Origin of the sequence: Novosphingobium beihaiense, from assembly GCF_022832375.1 — a bacterium.
GTDB lineage: Bacteria > Pseudomonadota > Alphaproteobacteria > Sphingomonadales > Sphingomonadaceae > Novosphingobium > Novosphingobium beihaiensis.
Genome location: NZ_JALHLG010000003.1, coordinates 372,422 through 389,382 on the forward strand (window position 1 = coordinate 372,422; position 16,961 = coordinate 389,382).

Here is a 16,961-nt window from a genome sequence, read left to right on the forward strand (position 1 = left end):
CTTATGCCCCCATTTGCGCAGCACGGCAGCCGCACCCCCTATCGCCACCCGGATGCCCGTCCGATAAGGCCGGAATATCCGCAAAGGCAATTACTCAGATTATATATCGTATAATTTCCTTGACCCCTTTGCCTGGGGGCGTCAAGAACGGACGGGTCCTGCTGCAGCAATCCAAGGGTAGTTGTCTTGAGCGCCCCTCTGCTTTTCCCGATTTCCACGTTATCCCGCACCGTCAGCCTGCTGGCGTTGGCCTGCACGGTGGTCTGCACGGGGGCCCTGCCGCCGCAAGCGGCCATGGCGCGCACGCCTTCGCATGCCGCCGCGCCAGCCCCGCAGCCCGGCATGGCGCAGCGCTATGCCACGGCGGACCGGTTCCTTTACGACGGCATGTCCGACTTGCTCGACAATGCCGATATCGCCCCGCGCTTCACGGAAAACGGGCTGTTCTACCGCACCGGCAACCGCCACGATCAGCACTATCGCTATCTCGACCTCGCTACGCAGAAAGAACGCGAGATCACCTCCACCGCAAAGCTGCTGGCCGCGCTTTCGCAGGCCACCGGCGGCACCGTCTCGCTGGACGATGCGGCGATCTGGGGCGTCGAATACGATCCCGCGCAGAATGTCGTCACGTTCAGCGCGCTGAAGGCCCGCTGGCGCATGGATGCCTCGGGCAAGGCCAGCAAGGAGCAACCGGCAAAGGCCGCGCCCGGCCTCCTCTCGCCCGACGGCAAGACGCGGATCGTCGCGCGCGATTACAACCTCATCGCAGTGGACGTCGCCAGCGGCCGCGAAGTGCCCCTCACCACGGACGGCACGCGCGAGCAGCCCTATGGCCGCTCGATCCCCCAGCTTGCCGACATCCTGCGCGAAGGCACCGAAGAGCCCGAAATGCCGGTGTCCGCGCAGTGGTCGCCCGACGGGCGCTATCTGCTGAGCTGGCGCCTCGACACGCGTGGGGTGAAGAAGCTCTCGATGACGCAGGAGAACCCTCCGGGCAGCTTCTACCCGCGCAGCTTTTCCTACATCTATCCGCTGGCGGGCGCCAACGTGCTGCCGCAGGCGGCGCGCTTCACAGTCGATGTGAAAGCGGCCCTGCGCACCGGCAAGGCCACGATCGTGCCGATCGAAGTGCCCAGCGAATCGCTGCTCTACCCCGCTCCGCCCGACATGGGCTGGGTGAACGGCAAGGCGCACATGACCTGGACCGAGCGCGGCTACAAGCAGCAGGTGGTCTACGAAGCCGATCCGGCGACCGGCAAGGCCACCATCGTCGCGCGCGAGGCGGTGAAGCCCGTCATCACCGTCACCTCCAGCATGATCTTCCCCGCCCCCGAACTGGGCGGCGAGCTTTCGATTTCCGAACGCACCGGCTGGGCCCAGCTCTACCTCGTCACGCCGGACGCTCCGGACGGCGGCAAGGCACTGACCACGGGCGAGTGGGAAGTGCTCTCGGTCGACCATATCGCCGAGGACAAGACCTCGCTCGTGGTTACCGGCGTCGGGCGCGAGGCGGACCGCAATCCCTACTGGCGCGCGCTCTACCGCGTGCCGCTCGCGGGCGGCGCCCTGACCGAGCTGACGCCCGAACCGCTCGATCACGACACGCGGATCTCACCCGACGGCCAGTGGATCGTCGATCAGATGTCCAGCCCCACCACGGCGACCCGCGCCGTGCTGCGCGACGGGAAGACCGGGCGGATCGTCAGGGAACTGGCCCGCGCGGACGACAGCCGCCTGCTGGCGGCGGGCTATACCCCGCCCGAACCCTTCAAGGGGCTGGCGGCGGACGGCAAGACGCCGATCTACGGCATGATCTATCGCCCGGCGAATTTCGATCCCCACCATAGCTATCCGGTGATCGACAATGTCTACACCGGCCCCACCACCACCGACGTTCCGGCCACATGGTCGATGGCGCGACGCGTGGCGGGCAACAGCGTCGCCCAGATCGGCGCGATCGTGGTGATGATCGACGGCACCGGCACCTCGCGGCGCGGCCAGGCCTTCCGCCTGCCCGCGTTCGAGAACCTCGGCGAGGTGGGGCTGGACGATCACATCGCGCTGATCCGCCAGATGGCCGCGAAGTATCCCTATATGGACGTGGACCGCGTGGGCGTGTTCGGCGGCTCCGCGGGCGGATACGACACCGCGCGCTTCGTGCTGCGCCGCCCGGATTTCTACAAGGTCGGCGTCGCTTCCTCGGGCAACCACGATCTGCGGCTGGACAAGGCCTGGTGGCCCGAAGTCTCCATGGGCTATGCCGATCAGGCGACCTGGGAGCGCAATTCGAACATGTCGGTGGCCAGCCAGCTCAAGGGGCATCTGCTGCTGATCCACGGCGATATCGACGATAACGTGCCCGTCACCGAAAGCTTCCGCCTGGCCAAGGCGCTGATCGATGCCGGGCGCGATGTCGACATGGTGGTGCTGCCCAATACCACCCACCGCGTCTATCAGCCCTTCTTCTGGAAGAAGCTGCGCGACTACTTCACCCGCTATCTGCTGGACGAGGCCCCACCGCCGCTCTCCTCCGCCAAGACAGACGCGCCCGGCGCCACCCACTGAGATATCAGCGAGGACCTGAAACCAAGATGAAACCGTTCCTGAAACCGCTCCCCCTCGTTGCCCTGATGCTGGCCGCGCTGCCCGGCGTGGCCCCGGTGATCTCCGCGCAGGCCCAGGAAGACAAAGCCAAGAAAGTCTATCCGCCGATCCCGAAGACGGCGATGGAAACGCCCGCCTTCGATCTGGCGCTGCGCGCGGACACGCAGACGCTGGCGCACCTTTCGCCCAAGGGCGATGCCGCGTTCGATTTCGTGCCCGCCGCGCGCGAGGCGGAGCGGGCCGCCAATGGCTATGTCCATATCGGGGACATCCATATTCGCCTGAAACAGGCGGGCGGGGACTGGCAGGATTTCTCCTCCGCCCATTTGCGCAAGCAGATCACCGCGCTGGCAGGCGGGCCCGGCGTGCTCGCCGCCGCCGACATCACCGCCTCGATGGGCGAAGGCATTCCGCTGCGGGTCGAACGGCGCTGGGTGAACGATGACGGCGTGCTGGCGATGCGCTTCACGCTGGCCAACACCGGCACGGCGCCGGTGGAGATCGGCGGGCTCGGCATGCCGATGGTGTTCGACAATATCATCCGCGACCGCGATCTCGATCAGGCCCATGCCCAGGCGAGCTTCGCCGATCCTTATATCGGACGCGACGCGGGCTATCTGCAAGTCACGCGCCTCAACGGCAAGGGCCCCGCGCTGCTGGTGCTGCCCGAAAAGGGCACGCCGCTCGAAGCCTATCGCCCGATCCTCGAAAAGCGCTGGGCGCCCAAGGACGATATCTTCACCGACAAGAGCCCGCGCAGCCAGGTCTCCGAAGGCTTCTATGACTGGACGGTCGCCAGCAAGGGCTTTGCCGAAAAGGAATGGGCCAAGGCAGGCCGCCAGTGGAACGCCCCCACCAGCATCACGCTGGCCCCGGGCGAAAGCCGCACCATCGGCCTGCGTTTCGTGACTTCCCCCAGCATCCGCAAGATCGAGGATACGCTGACCGCCAACGGGCGCCCGGTCGCCGTCGGCATTCCCGGCTACGTCGTCCCCACCGACCAGACCGCGAGCCTCTTCCTCAAGAGCCCGAGCAAAGTCACCGGCATCGAATCCTTCCCCGCAGGCGCGCTGACCGCGACGGCGGAAAAGAGCGGCAAGGGCTGGGCCCGCTATCGGATCAAGGCCAGCGGCTGGGGCCGCGCGCGCCTGACCGTTACTTATGCCGACGGCCAGAAGCAGACCGTCAGCTACTACATCACCAAGCCGCTCGATCAGGTCATGGCCGATATCGGCCACTTCACCACCACAAAGCAGTGGTTCGAGGGCAAGAACGATCCCTTCCACCGCTCGCCCGCGATCCTCTCCTACGACCGCGAGGAGAACCGCATCCTCTCGCAGGACGGGCGCGTGTGGGTTGCCGGGATGAGCGATGAAGGCGGGGCCGGCGCATGGGTCGCCGCCACGATCAAGCAGCTCGACAATCCCGATCCGGCCGAAGTCGCCCGGATCGAGGAACTGGTCAACAAGACCGTGATCGGCCATCTGCAAGTCGCCCAAGGCGAACATCAGGGCGGGGTCAAGAAGAGCCTGTTCTACTACGATCCCAAGGAATTTCCGGACTACTACGATCCGAAGATCAACTGGAAGAGCTGGACCGCCTGGCCCAAGCAGGCCGCCGACGATCTCGGCCGCTCCTACAACTATCCGCACGTCGCCATCGGCCACTGGGTGCTCTACCGGCTGGCGCGCGACAACCGGGGGCTGGTGAAGCAGCACGACTGGAAATTCTACCTCACCTGGGCCTACCGCACGAGCGTCGCCATGATGCGCGACGCGCCGTACTACGCCGAGTTCGGCCAGATGGAAGGCGATGTCTTCCTCGACATCCTCAAGGACCTGAAGCGCGAGGGGATGACCGCCGAGGCCACCGAAATGGAGCGCCTGATGAAGGCGCGCGCCGATCACTGGCGCACGATGAAATACCCCTTCGGCAGCGAGATGGCCTGGGATTCCACCGGCCAGCCCGAAGTCTATGCCTGGATGCGCTATTTCGGCTATCAGCCGCAGGCGGACGTCACCCGCGAAGTGATCCTGGGCTATGATCCCACGATCCCGAGCTGGGGCTACAACGGCAATGCCCGCCGCTACTGGGACTTCCTCTATGGCGGCAAAGTCTCGCGGATCGAGCGGCAGATCCATCACTACGGCTCCGCGCTCAACGCCGTGCCGCTGTTCGATGCCTTCCGCCAGAACCCGGCCGACATGCACCTGCTGCGCGTCGCCTATGGCGGCATGATGGGCGGCATCACCAATATCGACCAGGAAGGCTTCGGCTCGGCCGCCTTCCACGCCTGGCCCGACATGATGAAGTGGGACGCGATCACCGGCGACTACGGCATGGGCTTCTACGGCCATGCGATTGCCGCGGCGACCTACCTCGTAAACGATCCGCGTTTCGGCTGGCTGACGTTCGGCGGCGATCTGGCGCACAAGGGCCACAAACTGACCGTGACGCCCCGGGACGGCGCCCGCCGCCGCCTGTTCATTGCCCCGGCCGGGCTGTGGATCACGCTGGAGGAAGGCCGCATCGCCAGCGCCGCTTACGATGCGAAATCGGGCAAAGTCACACTGACGCTCGATCCCGCCACGGCCACGGCGCCTCAGGCCCGCCTGCTGTTCAAGACGACGACCGCCGATGGCCGCGCCTATGAGACCGACACCGGCACGCCCGATCGCGGCGGCTATGCCATCGCGCTGGGCAGCGGCGAAACCACGGTCACGCTCTCGCCGCGCTGAGAGCTGTCCTCGCTTCCGGCGGATACGCGGCCCTGTATCTGCCGGGACCGGCCACCGGATGCTTTGCCATTCGCCTCCGGTGGCCGGGTTCCCTCCCAACAGCCTTGGCGGGCAAACCCCGGAAGAACCCGGCCCAGTGGCACCGGCCCGTGGCTCGCCCAACCTGGACGAGACTAGGGGGGTATTGGGCACGGGCCGATGCCAGTTCCGTTTGAAGCACACAGACGGTAGAAGGCGCATTCCGGAAAAAGCCCGGATGCAGGGTATGTTAGAACTCGCGAAACAGGAGCGCGCACGTCATGATCGGTGGTTCGGACCGGGACACCCAACTCGCAAGCATGGAACGTTGGGCTGACTGGGCGCCTGCGATCACCCGGGAGGAATATGCAGCCCGGCTCGGCAAGGCCCGCATGCTGATGGCGCGCGAAGGCGTCTGCGCGCTGGTGATCAATGCCGGATCGAGCCTGCGCTACTTCACCGGCGTGACCTGGGGCCAGACCGAACGCCTCGTCGCCCTGCTGCTGCCTGCCAGCGGCAAGCCCCGCATCGTGTGCCCGGCTTTCGAACGCGGCTCGCTGGAAGCGGAATTGCGGATAGAGGCCGACCTGCTGCTCTGGGAGGAAGACGAAGACCCCGTGCGCCTGCTGACGGATGTGCTGCCCAAGGGCGGCACCGTCGCCATCGATCCGCTGCTGCCGTTCGGGCAGGCGGGCCGGATCGCTTCCGCCCACGGCGCCGCCGTCGATGCCTCCCCCGTGATTGACGGCTGCCGGATGTACAAGTCCCCGGCCGAACTGGCACTGATGCAACAGGCCAAGGCGATGACGCTGGACGTGCATCGCGCCGCCGCACGCATCCTTGCCCCCGGCATCCGCGCCAGCGAAGTAATCCGTTTCATCGACGAGGCCCACCGCGAGATGGGCGCGGGCGGATCGTATTTCTGCGCCGTGCAGTTCGGCAAGGCGACCGCCTACCCTCACGGCCTGCCCATCGATCAAGAACTCGAAGAAGACCAGATCGTCCTGATCGACACTGGCTGCCGCATCGAAGGCTACCATTCGGACATCACCCGCACTTATGCCTTCGGCAAAGTCAGCGACGAGGAGCGCGCGGTCTGGGATCTGGAAAAGGCCGCGCAGGCCGCCGCTTTCGCCGCCGTCCGTCCAGGCGTGCCCTGCGAGGAGATCGACGGCGCCGCCCGCAAGGTTCTCGAAGAAGCAGGGCTTGGCCCGAACTACCGCCTTCCCGGCCTTCCCCACCGCACCGGCCACGGCATCGGCCTTGCCATCCACGAACCCGCCTATCTGGTACGCGGAGACCGCACCCCGCTGGCACCTGGCATGTGTTTCTCGAACGAGCCGATGATCGTCTGTCCCAACCGCTTCGGCATCCGCCTCGAAGACCACTTCTTCGTGACGGACGAGGGCGCGCAGTGGTTCACCGAGCCGCAGCCGGCGATCGACCAGCCGTTCGATTGACAAAGGGACGAGGCACCGCTTCCTTCCACACTATCGCCATCAAGGTGTAACGATCGGCAGATAGGCGCGGCTCCCATAGGTCGGGGGGCGCGTCTTGGAATTCGATGAAACGGCATATCGCTCCTTTCGCAAGGAACTGTATCGTCACGCCCGGAACAGGCTCGGCGATCACTTTGCGAGTGAGGACGTGGTGCAGGACTGCTTTCTGCGCGTAGCCCAATACCGGCCCGGCTCGATCGCAAACATGGGGGCACTGTTGCGCCGGATCGCAAACAACCTGATCGTCGATCAGACCCGCTTCCGCCGGCGCCGCGCCGAAGATGTGCCCGCGCAGGATTTCGAGGTGCCCGATGACGAGCCCTCGCACGAACAGGTTTTGCTCCACCGCGAACGGATGGAGCAGGTATCGCAAATTCTGGACCGGATGCCGCCGCAGCGCCGGGAAGTCTTTGTCATGCGCCGGTTGCACGGTATGTCAGCCAAGGAAGTGGGCGCCGCACTGAAGATCAGCCCGGCCGCCGTGGACGCCCATGTCGCGCGCGCCGTTCTGGCCCTGCATAAGGAAATGGCCGCTCTTGAGGGCCGGTGAACGAATGACCGACAAGACGGCATACGAAGCGGGCGACGAGGAAGAAGCCGCGCTCTGGGTGGCCCGGCACCTCAGCAACGCCGTGGACGCGACGGCTTTTTCCGCATGGCTCGCGGGCGGCGAAGGGCGCCGCGAGACATTCGACGCGCTGTGGGCGACATGCATGGACGATGCCGTGGCCGATGGCCTGCGCCTGCATCAGCAGCAGGAGCGCACCGTCCGCAACAGCCACCGGGCCAGAACGCACCGGCGCATTGCAGCGGGCGCCGCTGCGGCGGCCGCAACAGCCGCTCTCGTCTTTACCTGGCCGCAAGTCCGGTTCGCCCTGACGCCGGAGCAGACTTTTGCCACTAGGATCGGCGAAATCAGCCGCGTCACCCTGTCCGACGGGTCCACCGTGCTGCTGAACGGGGACAGCCGTATCCGCGCAAAGATCGGAGCCGGGCGCCGCGAAGTGCAACTCGACGAAGGCGAAGCACTGTTTGACGTTACGCACGATCCGCAGCGCCCTTTCACCGTCGTGGCCGACAACAGCCAGGTTACGGTGCTGGGCACCCGCTTCGACCTGGCCCGCAACGGCGGCCGGGTGGACCTTGAAGTCGAGCGCGGGCTGGTGTCGTTCGAAAGCACTTCAGAACAACAGTCCGCCGTGCTTGTCCCTGCCCAGCATCGCGCCGCCCTCGTCAACGGCCGGATCACGCCACCCGCCACCCTGAAACGGAGTTCCGCCACAGACTGGCAAAGCGGCTGGCTTCAGGTCGCCGACATGCCGCTCGCGGATATCATCCCCCGGCTGGAGCGCTGGACAGGCAAGGACATCGTAGTCGAAGATCCGGCCCTGCTGCGCACACGCGCCGCCGGACGGTTCCGGCTTACCCAGCCCGAGGTCGTTCTCGAAAGCCTCGGCGAGCTCTACGGCTTTACCGTCGATGTTTCCGGCAACGCCTATATCCTCGAAAAACGGTGACGGCGGGCATGCTGCCTCTCCCCGGAGCCGGACCGCGCAAGCCAAGCGAAAGGGGCCGCTCTCCGCTGCCGCAGCGGTGACCTGATGGCCGCCTGCCGGTATCTGCTGTTGTTTCCCACGCTGCTGGCCCTGACGCCCGCCGCGCAGGCGCGCACAGCGGCCTTCGCCATTCCCGGCGGTTCGCTCGCCCCCGCGCTGACGGCCTTTTCCAAAGCCACGGGCATCCAGGTCATTGCCGATCCGGCAGTGCTGAAAGGGCTGCGGACGCGCGGCGTGCGCGGCACCATGCCGGAGGAACGCGCGCTCGCTGCGCTGCTGCGCGGAACTGGCCTGACGTACCGCCGCAAGGGTGGCGTGGTGCTGATCCTGCCCGGCCACCTGCCGGACGCATCCGGGCTGCCACGAACCGCCAAGCACACCGCGCCGGGAACAGCAAGCCGAAGCGCCGGACACCGCCAAACCGGGGCCGACACCCCGATTACCGTCATCGGCCAGCGCTTTGCAGACCAGCGCGCACTTGATGCCAAGCGGCGCATGCGCAACATCGCCGACGCCCTTTCCATCGACGAAGTCCGCCGTTTGCCGGACAGCACAGTGGCCGACGCCATGCGCCGCATTCCCGGCGTCTCGGTGCTGCCGGTAGCCGACAACGAACATCCGCGCGACGTGCCGATTGCACCCGTCGTGCGCGGACTGACGCAGGCCTACAACAACGTTACGATCGACGGCATGCCGATTGCCTCCACCGGCATCCCCGATGCCGGTTCCAACAGCGCCAGCCGGGGCGTGCGGCTCGACATCCTGCCCGCTTCGGCCGTCAGCCGCCTGCTGGTGATCAAGACTTTCACGCCCGACCTCGATCCCAATGCGATCGGCGGCGCGATAGACCTGCAGACCCGCAGCGCATTCGGCAACCACGGTGCCCCTTTCCTTTCGCTCGAAGCCGGTCTCGCCAGACCCAGCCGCCATTCGCAAGTACAGCCCCAGTCCGAACTGGGCCCGCACGCCACTGCCACTGCAAGCCGGACTTTCGGCCCCGATCACCGTTTCGGCGTGGTGATATCGGCCAGCTACCGCCATCTCGACAACAACAGCGACGTCCACGGAACGTCCGACAGCGGCTACCTCAACTTTTACAAGGATGACGGCACGCGGGCCGAAAGCGGCAGCACCGGCAACGGCATTCCCGTGCCCCGGCAGGACAAGTACTGGTACAATGGCAGCGACCGCAGGCAATGGGGCGTCACGGCCCGGGCGGAAGCCGATCTCGGCACGCTTCGCCTGTCCGCACTCGCCGCCGATCTCGTCTTTCGCGATGGCTTTACGCGTAACGAAATCATCATCGACCCTGAAGGCCCCGGTGCCGCCGATCAGACCGCAACATCAGGCCGGTTCGAGGCGGGGGCCATCCAGACGGGTTACCGCCACGGCATCACCCGCAACGAGACACAGATTGCGAGGTTCGGCGCGGCATGGTCTCCCGGCGAAGAGGACCGGATAACAATCGACGCCAGCTTCTCTCGCGCGATGATGCGCGAACGCTATGACATGGTGAAATTCACTGCCGGGCTGGATGCCGAAGGCAAGTCCACCGGCTCGCCCTTGCTCGGCTTTGCATACGATACGGCCCCCTTGCAGTTCAGCTTCAACCCGCCACCCTCCGCCTATACCGACCTTTCGCTTTATGCCGCGGACTATTGGCGGCACCGCAGCCGCACGGCGGATTCGCGCATCGAGGCGCTGCGAGCCGGGTGGCGGCACAATACGGACCGCGGAAACCGCGGCTTCGGGTTCGCCACCGGCGTATCCGCCACACGGTCCACCTATGCCTACGGTTTCAGCAATGAGGCCTATGAAACCACCGATCGCGGGCTAACGCTGGCCGACGCCGGATATGTCAGTGCGGTAAGGCTGCCGTTCAACCAGAACGGCCTGCCCCTGCTCGTCATCGATCCGGCGCGTGCCTGGCAAATGTTCGAAGACAACCGCAGTGTGATAACCCGCACCGACAACGAGGCTGATGAACTGCAAAACGACTTCCGGCATGCGGAAAGCTCGCTGGACGGCTATGGCATGATCCGGTTCGCCTCCGGCCGCTTTGAGGCTCTGGCCGGGGCGCGGCTCGACTACACCCGGCTGTCGACCCGGGGATACATCGGCGTGGCCGATACCTGGTCACCCCACCAGTCGTCTGCGCACTATGTGCAATTGCTGCCTTCGGTCCTCGTGAATTTCCGCCTCGCCGCCGGATTGCGCCTGCGCGCCGGTTACAGCCGCACGATCAGCCGCCCCAGTTACGAGGACTATGCGCCGCGATCCTCGATCGATTTCGCAACGGGCGCCACGCCCGGAGACGGCGATGCACAGGGCGTTTCCGTCCGGCTCGGCAATCCCGGAATAAAACCGCGTCTCTCGGACAATTTCGACCTGAGCGCCGAATGGACGCTGCCGGGCGCGTGGGATGGCATGGTCTCCGCCGCCGCGTTCCACAAGGCGATCCGCAACGAGATCTTCGACGCCACTACCACCGGCTACACATATGGCGGCGTCTACTACCGGTTCGCCCGTGTTTTCCGCCCCGCAAACGCCACCGCCGCGCATATTTCGGGGCTGGAACTAAGCGCTGTCGTAGGATCGCTGGAGCCCGTTACGCCGCTGCTGCGCCATGTCGGTTTCAGCGCGAACTGGACTCTGCTGGACGGCAAATTGACCGTGCCGCTGAAGAACGGCTCGGTTCGGGCGCTTCATCGGCTGGTCGGCCAGCCCGGGGAAATCCGCAACCTCAGCGTGTTTTTCAACGACAACGGCTTCGAACTGCGCGGCGCCATGAACTGGACCGGGCGTGCCCTGCGCAGCATCGTGCCCGGCAGGCCGTGGGAAGATGCCTATTGGGCGCCTCGCCGCCAGTTCGACATGCAGGCCCGCTATCACTTCACCCGGGGCTTCAGCGTGATCCTCGACGTGTCCAACCTGACAGAGGAACGCCTGACCAGCCTTACCGGCCCCGGCATGGCATGGCTCAAGGACAGCTACTCAGTGCCCCGTACCATTCGCCTGAGCCTGCACTGGGGCCTGAACCGCTAAGGGAAATGCGTCCGGGCAGAACCATGGGGGAATCCCGCCCGGACGCGCCGCCCGGCTCAGCGCCGGGCCACTCTGCCCGCCAGCCCGCAGGTTTTCAGATAGCGGCGCAACAAGGCCGGGTAGTCAGTCTGGATATTCGTGACGCCCATCGCACGCAGACCTTTCAGCCTGTCGCAGGCATCGGGATCGTGCCGGGCCAGGCTCTCGTCGGTATCGCCCAGCGCATTGGCCCAGATCCGCGCGGGCATGGCCGCGATGGCACGGCTCGCGGCCCGTGTGAGCGACTGGGGATCGCCATGGACGATCCGCACCCGCGCCAGATCGCGGTTGATCGCATCGAGCGTGGTCTCCGTGCGCAGGCGCGTCATCACCTGAAGGCCGGGCGCCAACACCGAGGCCGCCCGCAGGGTGGTGCTGTCGCTATCGAACATTTCCACCTGATCGAGCATGCCGAGCGCCTGCACCACGGCGATCACCGGCCCCACGCGATCGGTCTTCATATCGAGATCGACAAGCACGCGCCCGCATGTGTGCATCAGAAACTGCTGCAAGGTGGGCGGCGGCGCGTCCGTGCCCTTGAGGCGCAGCTTGCGCAGATCCGCATAGGATATGTCCTCGCTGCCGCCGATGCCGCCGGTCATTCGCTCCACGGTGTGGTCGTGCATGATATAGGGCACGCCGTCGGTCGTGACGTGGACATCGGTTTCCACGAAGTCGGCCTTGGCCGCCACCGCCTCATCGATAGCCGCAAGCGAATTTTCCGGCGCCTTGAGATGGCCGCCGCGATGGGCCGCGATCATCATCCGCCCGGCGGGGTTCGCCCAGTGCCGCTCCAGCGCCGCGATGCGCCGCGTCTTGCCGCAAAACGGCGCCGCCAGAACGGGTGTTGCGGCCATGGCCAGCACGCCTGCCAGCGCGGCTTTGGCCGCGACTTTGGCCAATATCGGGATCATACGGTTTCCTGTCCGGCTTCGCTTTTGAAAACGGCAAGGGACGATCCGCCACGAAGCCAGGCCGCGGATCGTCCCTGTCAGGTTCAGAAGCGGCAGTTCACGCCCAGCCAGAGCACGCGGCCCTTCTGGCTGCGTTCGGCCACGAGGCGGCCCGAGGGCATCTTGCGGTAATATTCGATGTTCGACTTGGCGAGGTTCTGGCCCTCGGCAATGATCGTCACGCCATCGAGGATCGTGTAGCGCACTTGCGCCGAGATCTCGCCGCGATGCTTGCTGAAGATATCGAAGACCTGCGAATCCTCGTTGATCGATTTCAGGTAGTCGTCGACGTAGTTGTACGCCACCGAGGCCCCGAACCGCTCGGTTTCATAGGATACCGTGGCATTGGCGAGGAACTTGGGCTGGCCTTCCAGACCGTTGACCTGGCGGATCGATTCGTCCGACTGGATCACCGTCTGCTCGCCGTCGATGAACGTCGCGTTGGCGGCGACGACGAAGTTGCGCAGGAAGCCCGGGGCCAAATCGTGCATGTCCTGGCGCAGCCCGACTTCGATGCCCTTCACCGATGCAGCGTGCGAGTTCATCGGCGTGGAGATGCGGGCGGTATAGGTCTCGCCTTCGTATTCGAACCCGTCCTGCGTGATGTTCTGCATGAAGATCAGGTTCTTGATATCTTTATAGAACCCGGCGATCGAGATCATGCTGCCCGGGGTCGGATACCATTCGAGCGACAAGTCGAAATTGTTCGACGTGCGCGGCTTGAGATCGGGGTTGCCGCGCGTGATGGAGATGTAATTCTCCTCGCTGTCTTCCGGCAGGCCGATCGATTCCCCGATCGCGTAGTAATTGTAGTTCGGGCGGCCGATGGTCTTGCTGTACCCGGCGCGCACGATCACCCCGTTGCCGAAGTCGTAGCTCGCGATCACCGAGGGCAGCAGGTAGTCGTAAGACGCCTTCCGGTTGGTGCGGACATATTGCGCGGCCGAATTGGGCTCGGCCGGAAGATTGTCGTCCTGCGACCACAGATCGATATCGGTCTTGGTCTTGTCGTAGCGCAGACCCGCCCGGATATAGAAGCTGTCGGTCCGGTAAGCGGCCTCGGCGTAAGCGGCGGTGACTTTCTCGTTCAGCTGGTAGTCGTCGCTGATATCGTCGTCGCTGTTGTCGTCGGTGCTGGGATAGCCCGCCGCCGCCCAGGCGGTGCGATAGGCGGCATCGTCGATGAACAGGAAATCGACATCGGGATCGGTGGTCGGCTCGGTCACGCCGCGCACGAAGTCCACCATGGTACGCTTGTTGCCTTCGGCATCGAGCAGCTTGCCGCTCTCGCGGCCCTCGTCATAGGACTGGTCGGTGTTCTGGAAGCTGCCGCCCACATTGAAGCCGAAGCCGCGGTCGTCAGCGCCGAAGTTGTAATCGAGATTGCCGCCCACGAACGTCAGATTCTGCGCCGCGCGCTGGGTGATGTGCTGGATGTAGCCTTCGGTATAGTTCGCCGGATCGTTATCGTAAGCCGGATCGTAGAACGAGAGCACCGGATAGCCCCGGCTGAGGTCGTAGGAGAAACCGCCCTCGGCGCTGGTGCTGGTCCCGAACTTGGAACGGTCGCGGATCGTGTTGAGCCGCGCGCGCGAATGGGTGGCGCGCAAGTGCCCGGCGAGCGGGCCGCCCAGATCCTGATCGAGCATGCCCGAGACCACGAACGTCTCGCGCTTCTGCGGCTGGTGCGAATAGCCGAGCGAAGTCTTGCCCCTCGCCCATTCGCCCGAAGTCGCCGTCTGGTTGGCGGGCACGGTGCCGGTATCGGCGCTGGCGAGGTACTCGTTCCGGATCTCGTCTTCCTTCTGGTAGAAGTATCCGGTGTAGATCGAGGCGTAAGTCGCCTTGCCGGGGTTGTATTCCAGCTTCATCACGCCCGAGCCGCGCGTCACGTTGTCGTCGTAGATGAAGATCTGGTTGCGCGCGGCGGTGGGATAGCCGTTGGTGTTGCCGAGATCGTTGTAGTCGTCGATCTCCTCGCCGGTGTCGTTGTCATAGAGGCGGTAGCTGGAATCGACCGCGCCCGGCTTCTGGTCGTAATTGCTCGAATAGTACTTCGAGAATGAGCCCGAAACGACAATGCCGAAATCGTGGTTCTGGCCGAAGGTGCTGCTGAACGTGGCGTCCGCGCGCACGTTCTGGCCCTGATCGACGTCGAGCGAACCGGCGGTCGAATTGTCGCCGATCGAGGCGCGCGCGACCAGCGTGGTCTTGCCGGTGTCGAAGGCGCTGGCGGTGATCAGGTCGAGCTGGCCGCTCAGCGCGTGCGGGTCGAGATTGGCGGTGATCGTCTTGATCGCATCAATCCGGCTGACGAACGAGGGCGGCAGCAGCTCGATCCGCGCACCGCGGCTGTCCGAAGAGGTGGTGGCCAGCGGCAGGCTGTCGATCGTAACGAGGTTGTAGGCCGAACCGATGCCGCGGATCATCACGCTTTCGGCAAGATCGGGCGAGCGGTCGTTGGACGTGCCGAAGTCCGGCACGAGCGCGAGGCCGGGAATGCGCTGGGCGACCTGGGCGATGGTGAGATCGGGCAGCAGCCCGGCCTGATCCTGCGCGATCGAGTCGGTGATGCCGACCGCGCTGCGCTTGGCCTCGATGGTGGCGGTGTTCGACGAGCGGTAGCCGGTCACGACGATGGCGGAGGCTTGCGCGTCCTTCTCCTTCTTCTGCTGCTCCGCATCTGCGGTCTGCGCATGCAGCGGCGTGGCGAGAAGACCGGCGACCAGCGCCGAAACGGCGGCGGCGGATGAGAACGTAAGCGTGCGTTTCATAGGTACAGGTATCCTGTTGATCGGAAGACAGGTGTCAGGGAGGGTGGAAAAGGAAGGGCGCGGCGAGCGTCAGCCGCCCGGACAGCTTAAGGCGCGGCGGTCCGTTCGCCGGAGATAGGCCTTGAGCCTGACCGGCGCGTCGGTCTGGATGGCATCGACGCCGAGCGCCACCAGCCTGCCCCAGACCGCGTCCGGATCATGAACCGCATCGGTATCGGAAAAGGCGCGGCCAGCCAGACTGTCCACCCAGTAGCGGGCGCAGCGGGCATGGATCAGCGGCGTCATGACCGGCGCAAAGGCGCGGTCCTTGACGTCGATTTCATAGCCGACGGGGCGGACCGGATCGTAGGCGGCCACGGCCATGGCCGGATCGGCCTTGATATACGGTTCGCGCAGGATCGGCATGAAGTGCACGTCCTGCAACCAGGGCGCCAGTTCGCGCACCTGTTCGAGCGGCGCCTCGGCCTTGAACAGCACTTGCGCCCGCCCGCCGGCGGCATCGATCATCGCGAGAATAGCCGGAGACAGCGGCACTTTGGCGTCGATGTTGATAAGGATACGGTCCTTCGCCGCGCGCAGGGCCTCTTCGAAAGTGGGAATGCGCCGCGCGGTCAGCGGCGCGGGCTCGTCGCCCCTGCGGCCCTTCCCCTCCCGCAAGTGCAGCTTGCGCAGGTCCGCCCAGTCGAGATCGGAAACGTTGCCGGTGCCCTCGGTCATGCGATCGACAGTGGCATCGTGCATCAGCACCAGCTTGCCGTCGCGCGTGGCGCGCACGTCCAGCTCCACCATGTCGATGCCCGCCGCGATGCAGGCGCGAATGGCATCGAGGCTGTTTTCCGAGGTGCCTTTCCAGCAGGCCCGGTGCGCGACGACCATCACGGTCCCGTCCGGCCCGGCCAGACGCCGTTCGAGTTCCGCCTTGCGCACCGGAACGCGCGCCGCCGCAACCGGCAGCGCAAGCACGGCGGATGCCAGCACGGCCATCAACGCCAACAAGGCGCCTGCAAAAGATGCCCGTGGCGAACGCCTGTGAACCGGACGCACGCCGCCAGCTCGCCAGCCCGCATGGGCCAGCGACGGTACGCTGCAAGAAAACTGCACTGAACTTCCCCGTTGAAGGCCTCATTTCCCGGCCGTTCACAGACAAGACGGGGCAGGCTAGAAAATCTGACAGGCCCCGCGCGGAAAAATTTCCGATAGCCATGGCGCCTGTCCGCATTCGGCCTGCACAGGGCAGCGCACGCCCGGAAGGCATTGCGGTCATCCACCGGCCACGGCAAAGCACCTGCCATGACGCAGCGCAGGGTAAAGGTGTTCTTCGATGGCGGCTGCCGCCCCAATCCCGGCCCTGTAGAGGCTGCCGTGGTGGTGCACGGCCGTGCCTATCTGTTCGATGATCTGGGCCACGGCACAAGCAGCGACGCCGAATGGCTGGCCTTGATCAGCGCGCTGGAACTGGCGCAATCGCTGAACCTGACCGGCGTAGACCTGATCGGCGATGCGCGCGGGGTGATCGAACAGGCCAACAGCGCCTTGCGCTGCGGCCAGACCGCGCAGAGGCACGCCGCCGCATTCCTTGCCCTTGCGGCCAAAGCCCCGCCGCGCCGGGTCCGCTGGATCAAACGCGCGCAGAACCTGGCCGGGATCGCGCTGGCCGCCCGGCATCCGCGATAAAACCCAACGCTTGACTCTAACATTGTGTCAGGGTTCATACAGGGCAGCGTCACGCGAA

At 65.5% G+C, this 16,961-nt stretch carries 10 protein-coding genes; 7 read left to right on the top strand and 3 right to left on the bottom strand.

Going from position 1 to position 16,961, the window contains the following annotated elements; all coding sequences use genetic code 11:
* Window positions 1–186 precede the first annotated feature (186 nt).
* The 6 genes from MTR66_RS02990 to MTR66_RS03015 all read left to right on the top strand — a co-directional run bounded on the left by MTR66_RS02990 (window position 187) and on the right by MTR66_RS03015 (window position 11,463).
* Window positions 187–2,568: a S9 family peptidase gene (locus MTR66_RS02990; protein WP_243917759.1), complete on the top strand. Its 2,382-nt coding sequence runs from the start codon at window positions 187–189 to the stop codon at window positions 2,566–2,568.
* Between the two features lie 26 nt (window positions 2,569–2,594).
* On the top strand, window positions 2,595–5,345 hold the full coding sequence (locus MTR66_RS02995) for a DUF5695 domain-containing protein (protein WP_243917761.1): 2,751 nt from the start codon (window positions 2,595–2,597) through the stop codon (window positions 5,343–5,345).
* A 299-nt stretch (window positions 5,346–5,644) separates the two neighbouring features.
* A complete protein-coding gene (locus tag MTR66_RS03000; protein ID WP_243917763.1) occupies window positions 5,645–6,823 on the top strand; it encodes a M24 family metallopeptidase in 1,179 nt (392 codons plus the stop codon).
* 94 nt (window positions 6,824–6,917) lie between these two features.
* A complete protein-coding gene (locus MTR66_RS03005; RefSeq protein ID WP_243917765.1) occupies window positions 6,918–7,412 on the top strand; it encodes an RNA polymerase sigma factor in 495 nt (164 codons plus the stop codon).
* Window positions 7,413–7,416: 4 nt separating this feature from the next.
* The gene (locus tag MTR66_RS03010) at window positions 7,417–8,379 is read left to right on the top strand and encodes a FecR family protein (protein ID WP_243917767.1); all 963 of its coding nucleotides are present in this window, start codon (window positions 7,417–7,419) and stop codon (window positions 8,377–8,379) included.
* 84 nt (window positions 8,380–8,463) lie between these two features.
* Window positions 8,464–11,463, top strand: a complete 3,000-nt coding sequence (locus tag MTR66_RS03015) for a TonB-dependent receptor (RefSeq protein WP_243917769.1) — start codon at window positions 8,464–8,466, stop codon at window positions 11,461–11,463.
* A 56-nt stretch (window positions 11,464–11,519) separates the two neighbouring features.
* Here MTR66_RS03015 and MTR66_RS03020 read toward each other — a convergent pair whose 3' ends face one another.
* From MTR66_RS03020 to MTR66_RS03030, 3 genes are all read right to left on the bottom strand, one after another.
* On the bottom strand, window positions 11,520–12,416 hold the full coding sequence (locus tag MTR66_RS03020) for a glycerophosphodiester phosphodiesterase family protein (RefSeq protein ID WP_243917771.1): 897 nt from the start codon (window positions 12,414–12,416) through the stop codon (window positions 11,520–11,522).
* Window positions 12,417–12,499: 83 nt separating this feature from the next.
* Window positions 12,500–15,229 carry a TonB-dependent receptor gene (locus MTR66_RS03025; RefSeq protein WP_243917773.1) on the bottom strand — a complete coding sequence of 910 codons (2,730 nt, stop codon included), beginning with the start codon at window positions 15,227–15,229 and terminating at the stop codon, window positions 12,500–12,502.
* 69 nt (window positions 15,230–15,298) lie between these two features.
* Window positions 15,299–16,225 (bottom strand): glycerophosphodiester phosphodiesterase family protein, encoded by a 927-nt coding sequence (locus MTR66_RS03030; protein WP_243917775.1) that lies wholly within the window; start codon window positions 16,223–16,225, stop codon window positions 15,299–15,301.
* A gap of 294 nt (window positions 16,226–16,519) precedes the next feature.
* Here MTR66_RS03030 and MTR66_RS03035 point away from each other — a divergent pair, with 294 nt between their 5' ends.
* Window positions 16,520–16,903: a ribonuclease HI gene (locus MTR66_RS03035; protein WP_243917777.1), complete on the top strand. Its 384-nt coding sequence runs from the start codon at window positions 16,520–16,522 to the stop codon at window positions 16,901–16,903.
* Window positions 16,904–16,961 lie beyond the last annotated feature (58 nt).

Excerpts from the sequence above, each read along its gene's own strand:
- MTR66_RS02995 (WP_243917761.1), top strand. The coding sequence starts at position 2,595 with ATGAAACCGTTCCTGAAACCGCTCCCCCTCGTTGCCCTGATGCTGGCC.
- MTR66_RS03000 (WP_243917763.1), top strand. The coding sequence starts at position 5,645 with ATGATCGGTGGTTCGGACCGGGACACCCAACTCGCAAGCATGGAACGT.
- MTR66_RS03010 (WP_243917767.1), top strand. The coding sequence starts at position 7,417 with ATGACCGACAAGACGGCATACGAAGCGGGCGACGAGGAAGAAGCCGCG.
- MTR66_RS03015 (WP_243917769.1), top strand. The coding sequence starts at position 8,464 with ATGGCCGCCTGCCGGTATCTGCTGTTGTTTCCCACGCTGCTGGCCCTG.
- MTR66_RS03020 (WP_243917771.1), bottom strand. The coding sequence starts at position 12,416 with ATGATCCCGATATTGGCCAAAGTCGCGGCCAAAGCCGCGCTGGCAGGC.
- MTR66_RS03025 (WP_243917773.1), bottom strand. The coding sequence starts at position 15,229 with ATGAAACGCACGCTTACGTTCTCATCCGCCGCCGCCGTTTCGGCGCTG.
- MTR66_RS03035 (WP_243917777.1), top strand. The coding sequence starts at position 16,520 with ATGACGCAGCGCAGGGTAAAGGTGTTCTTCGATGGCGGCTGCCGCCCC.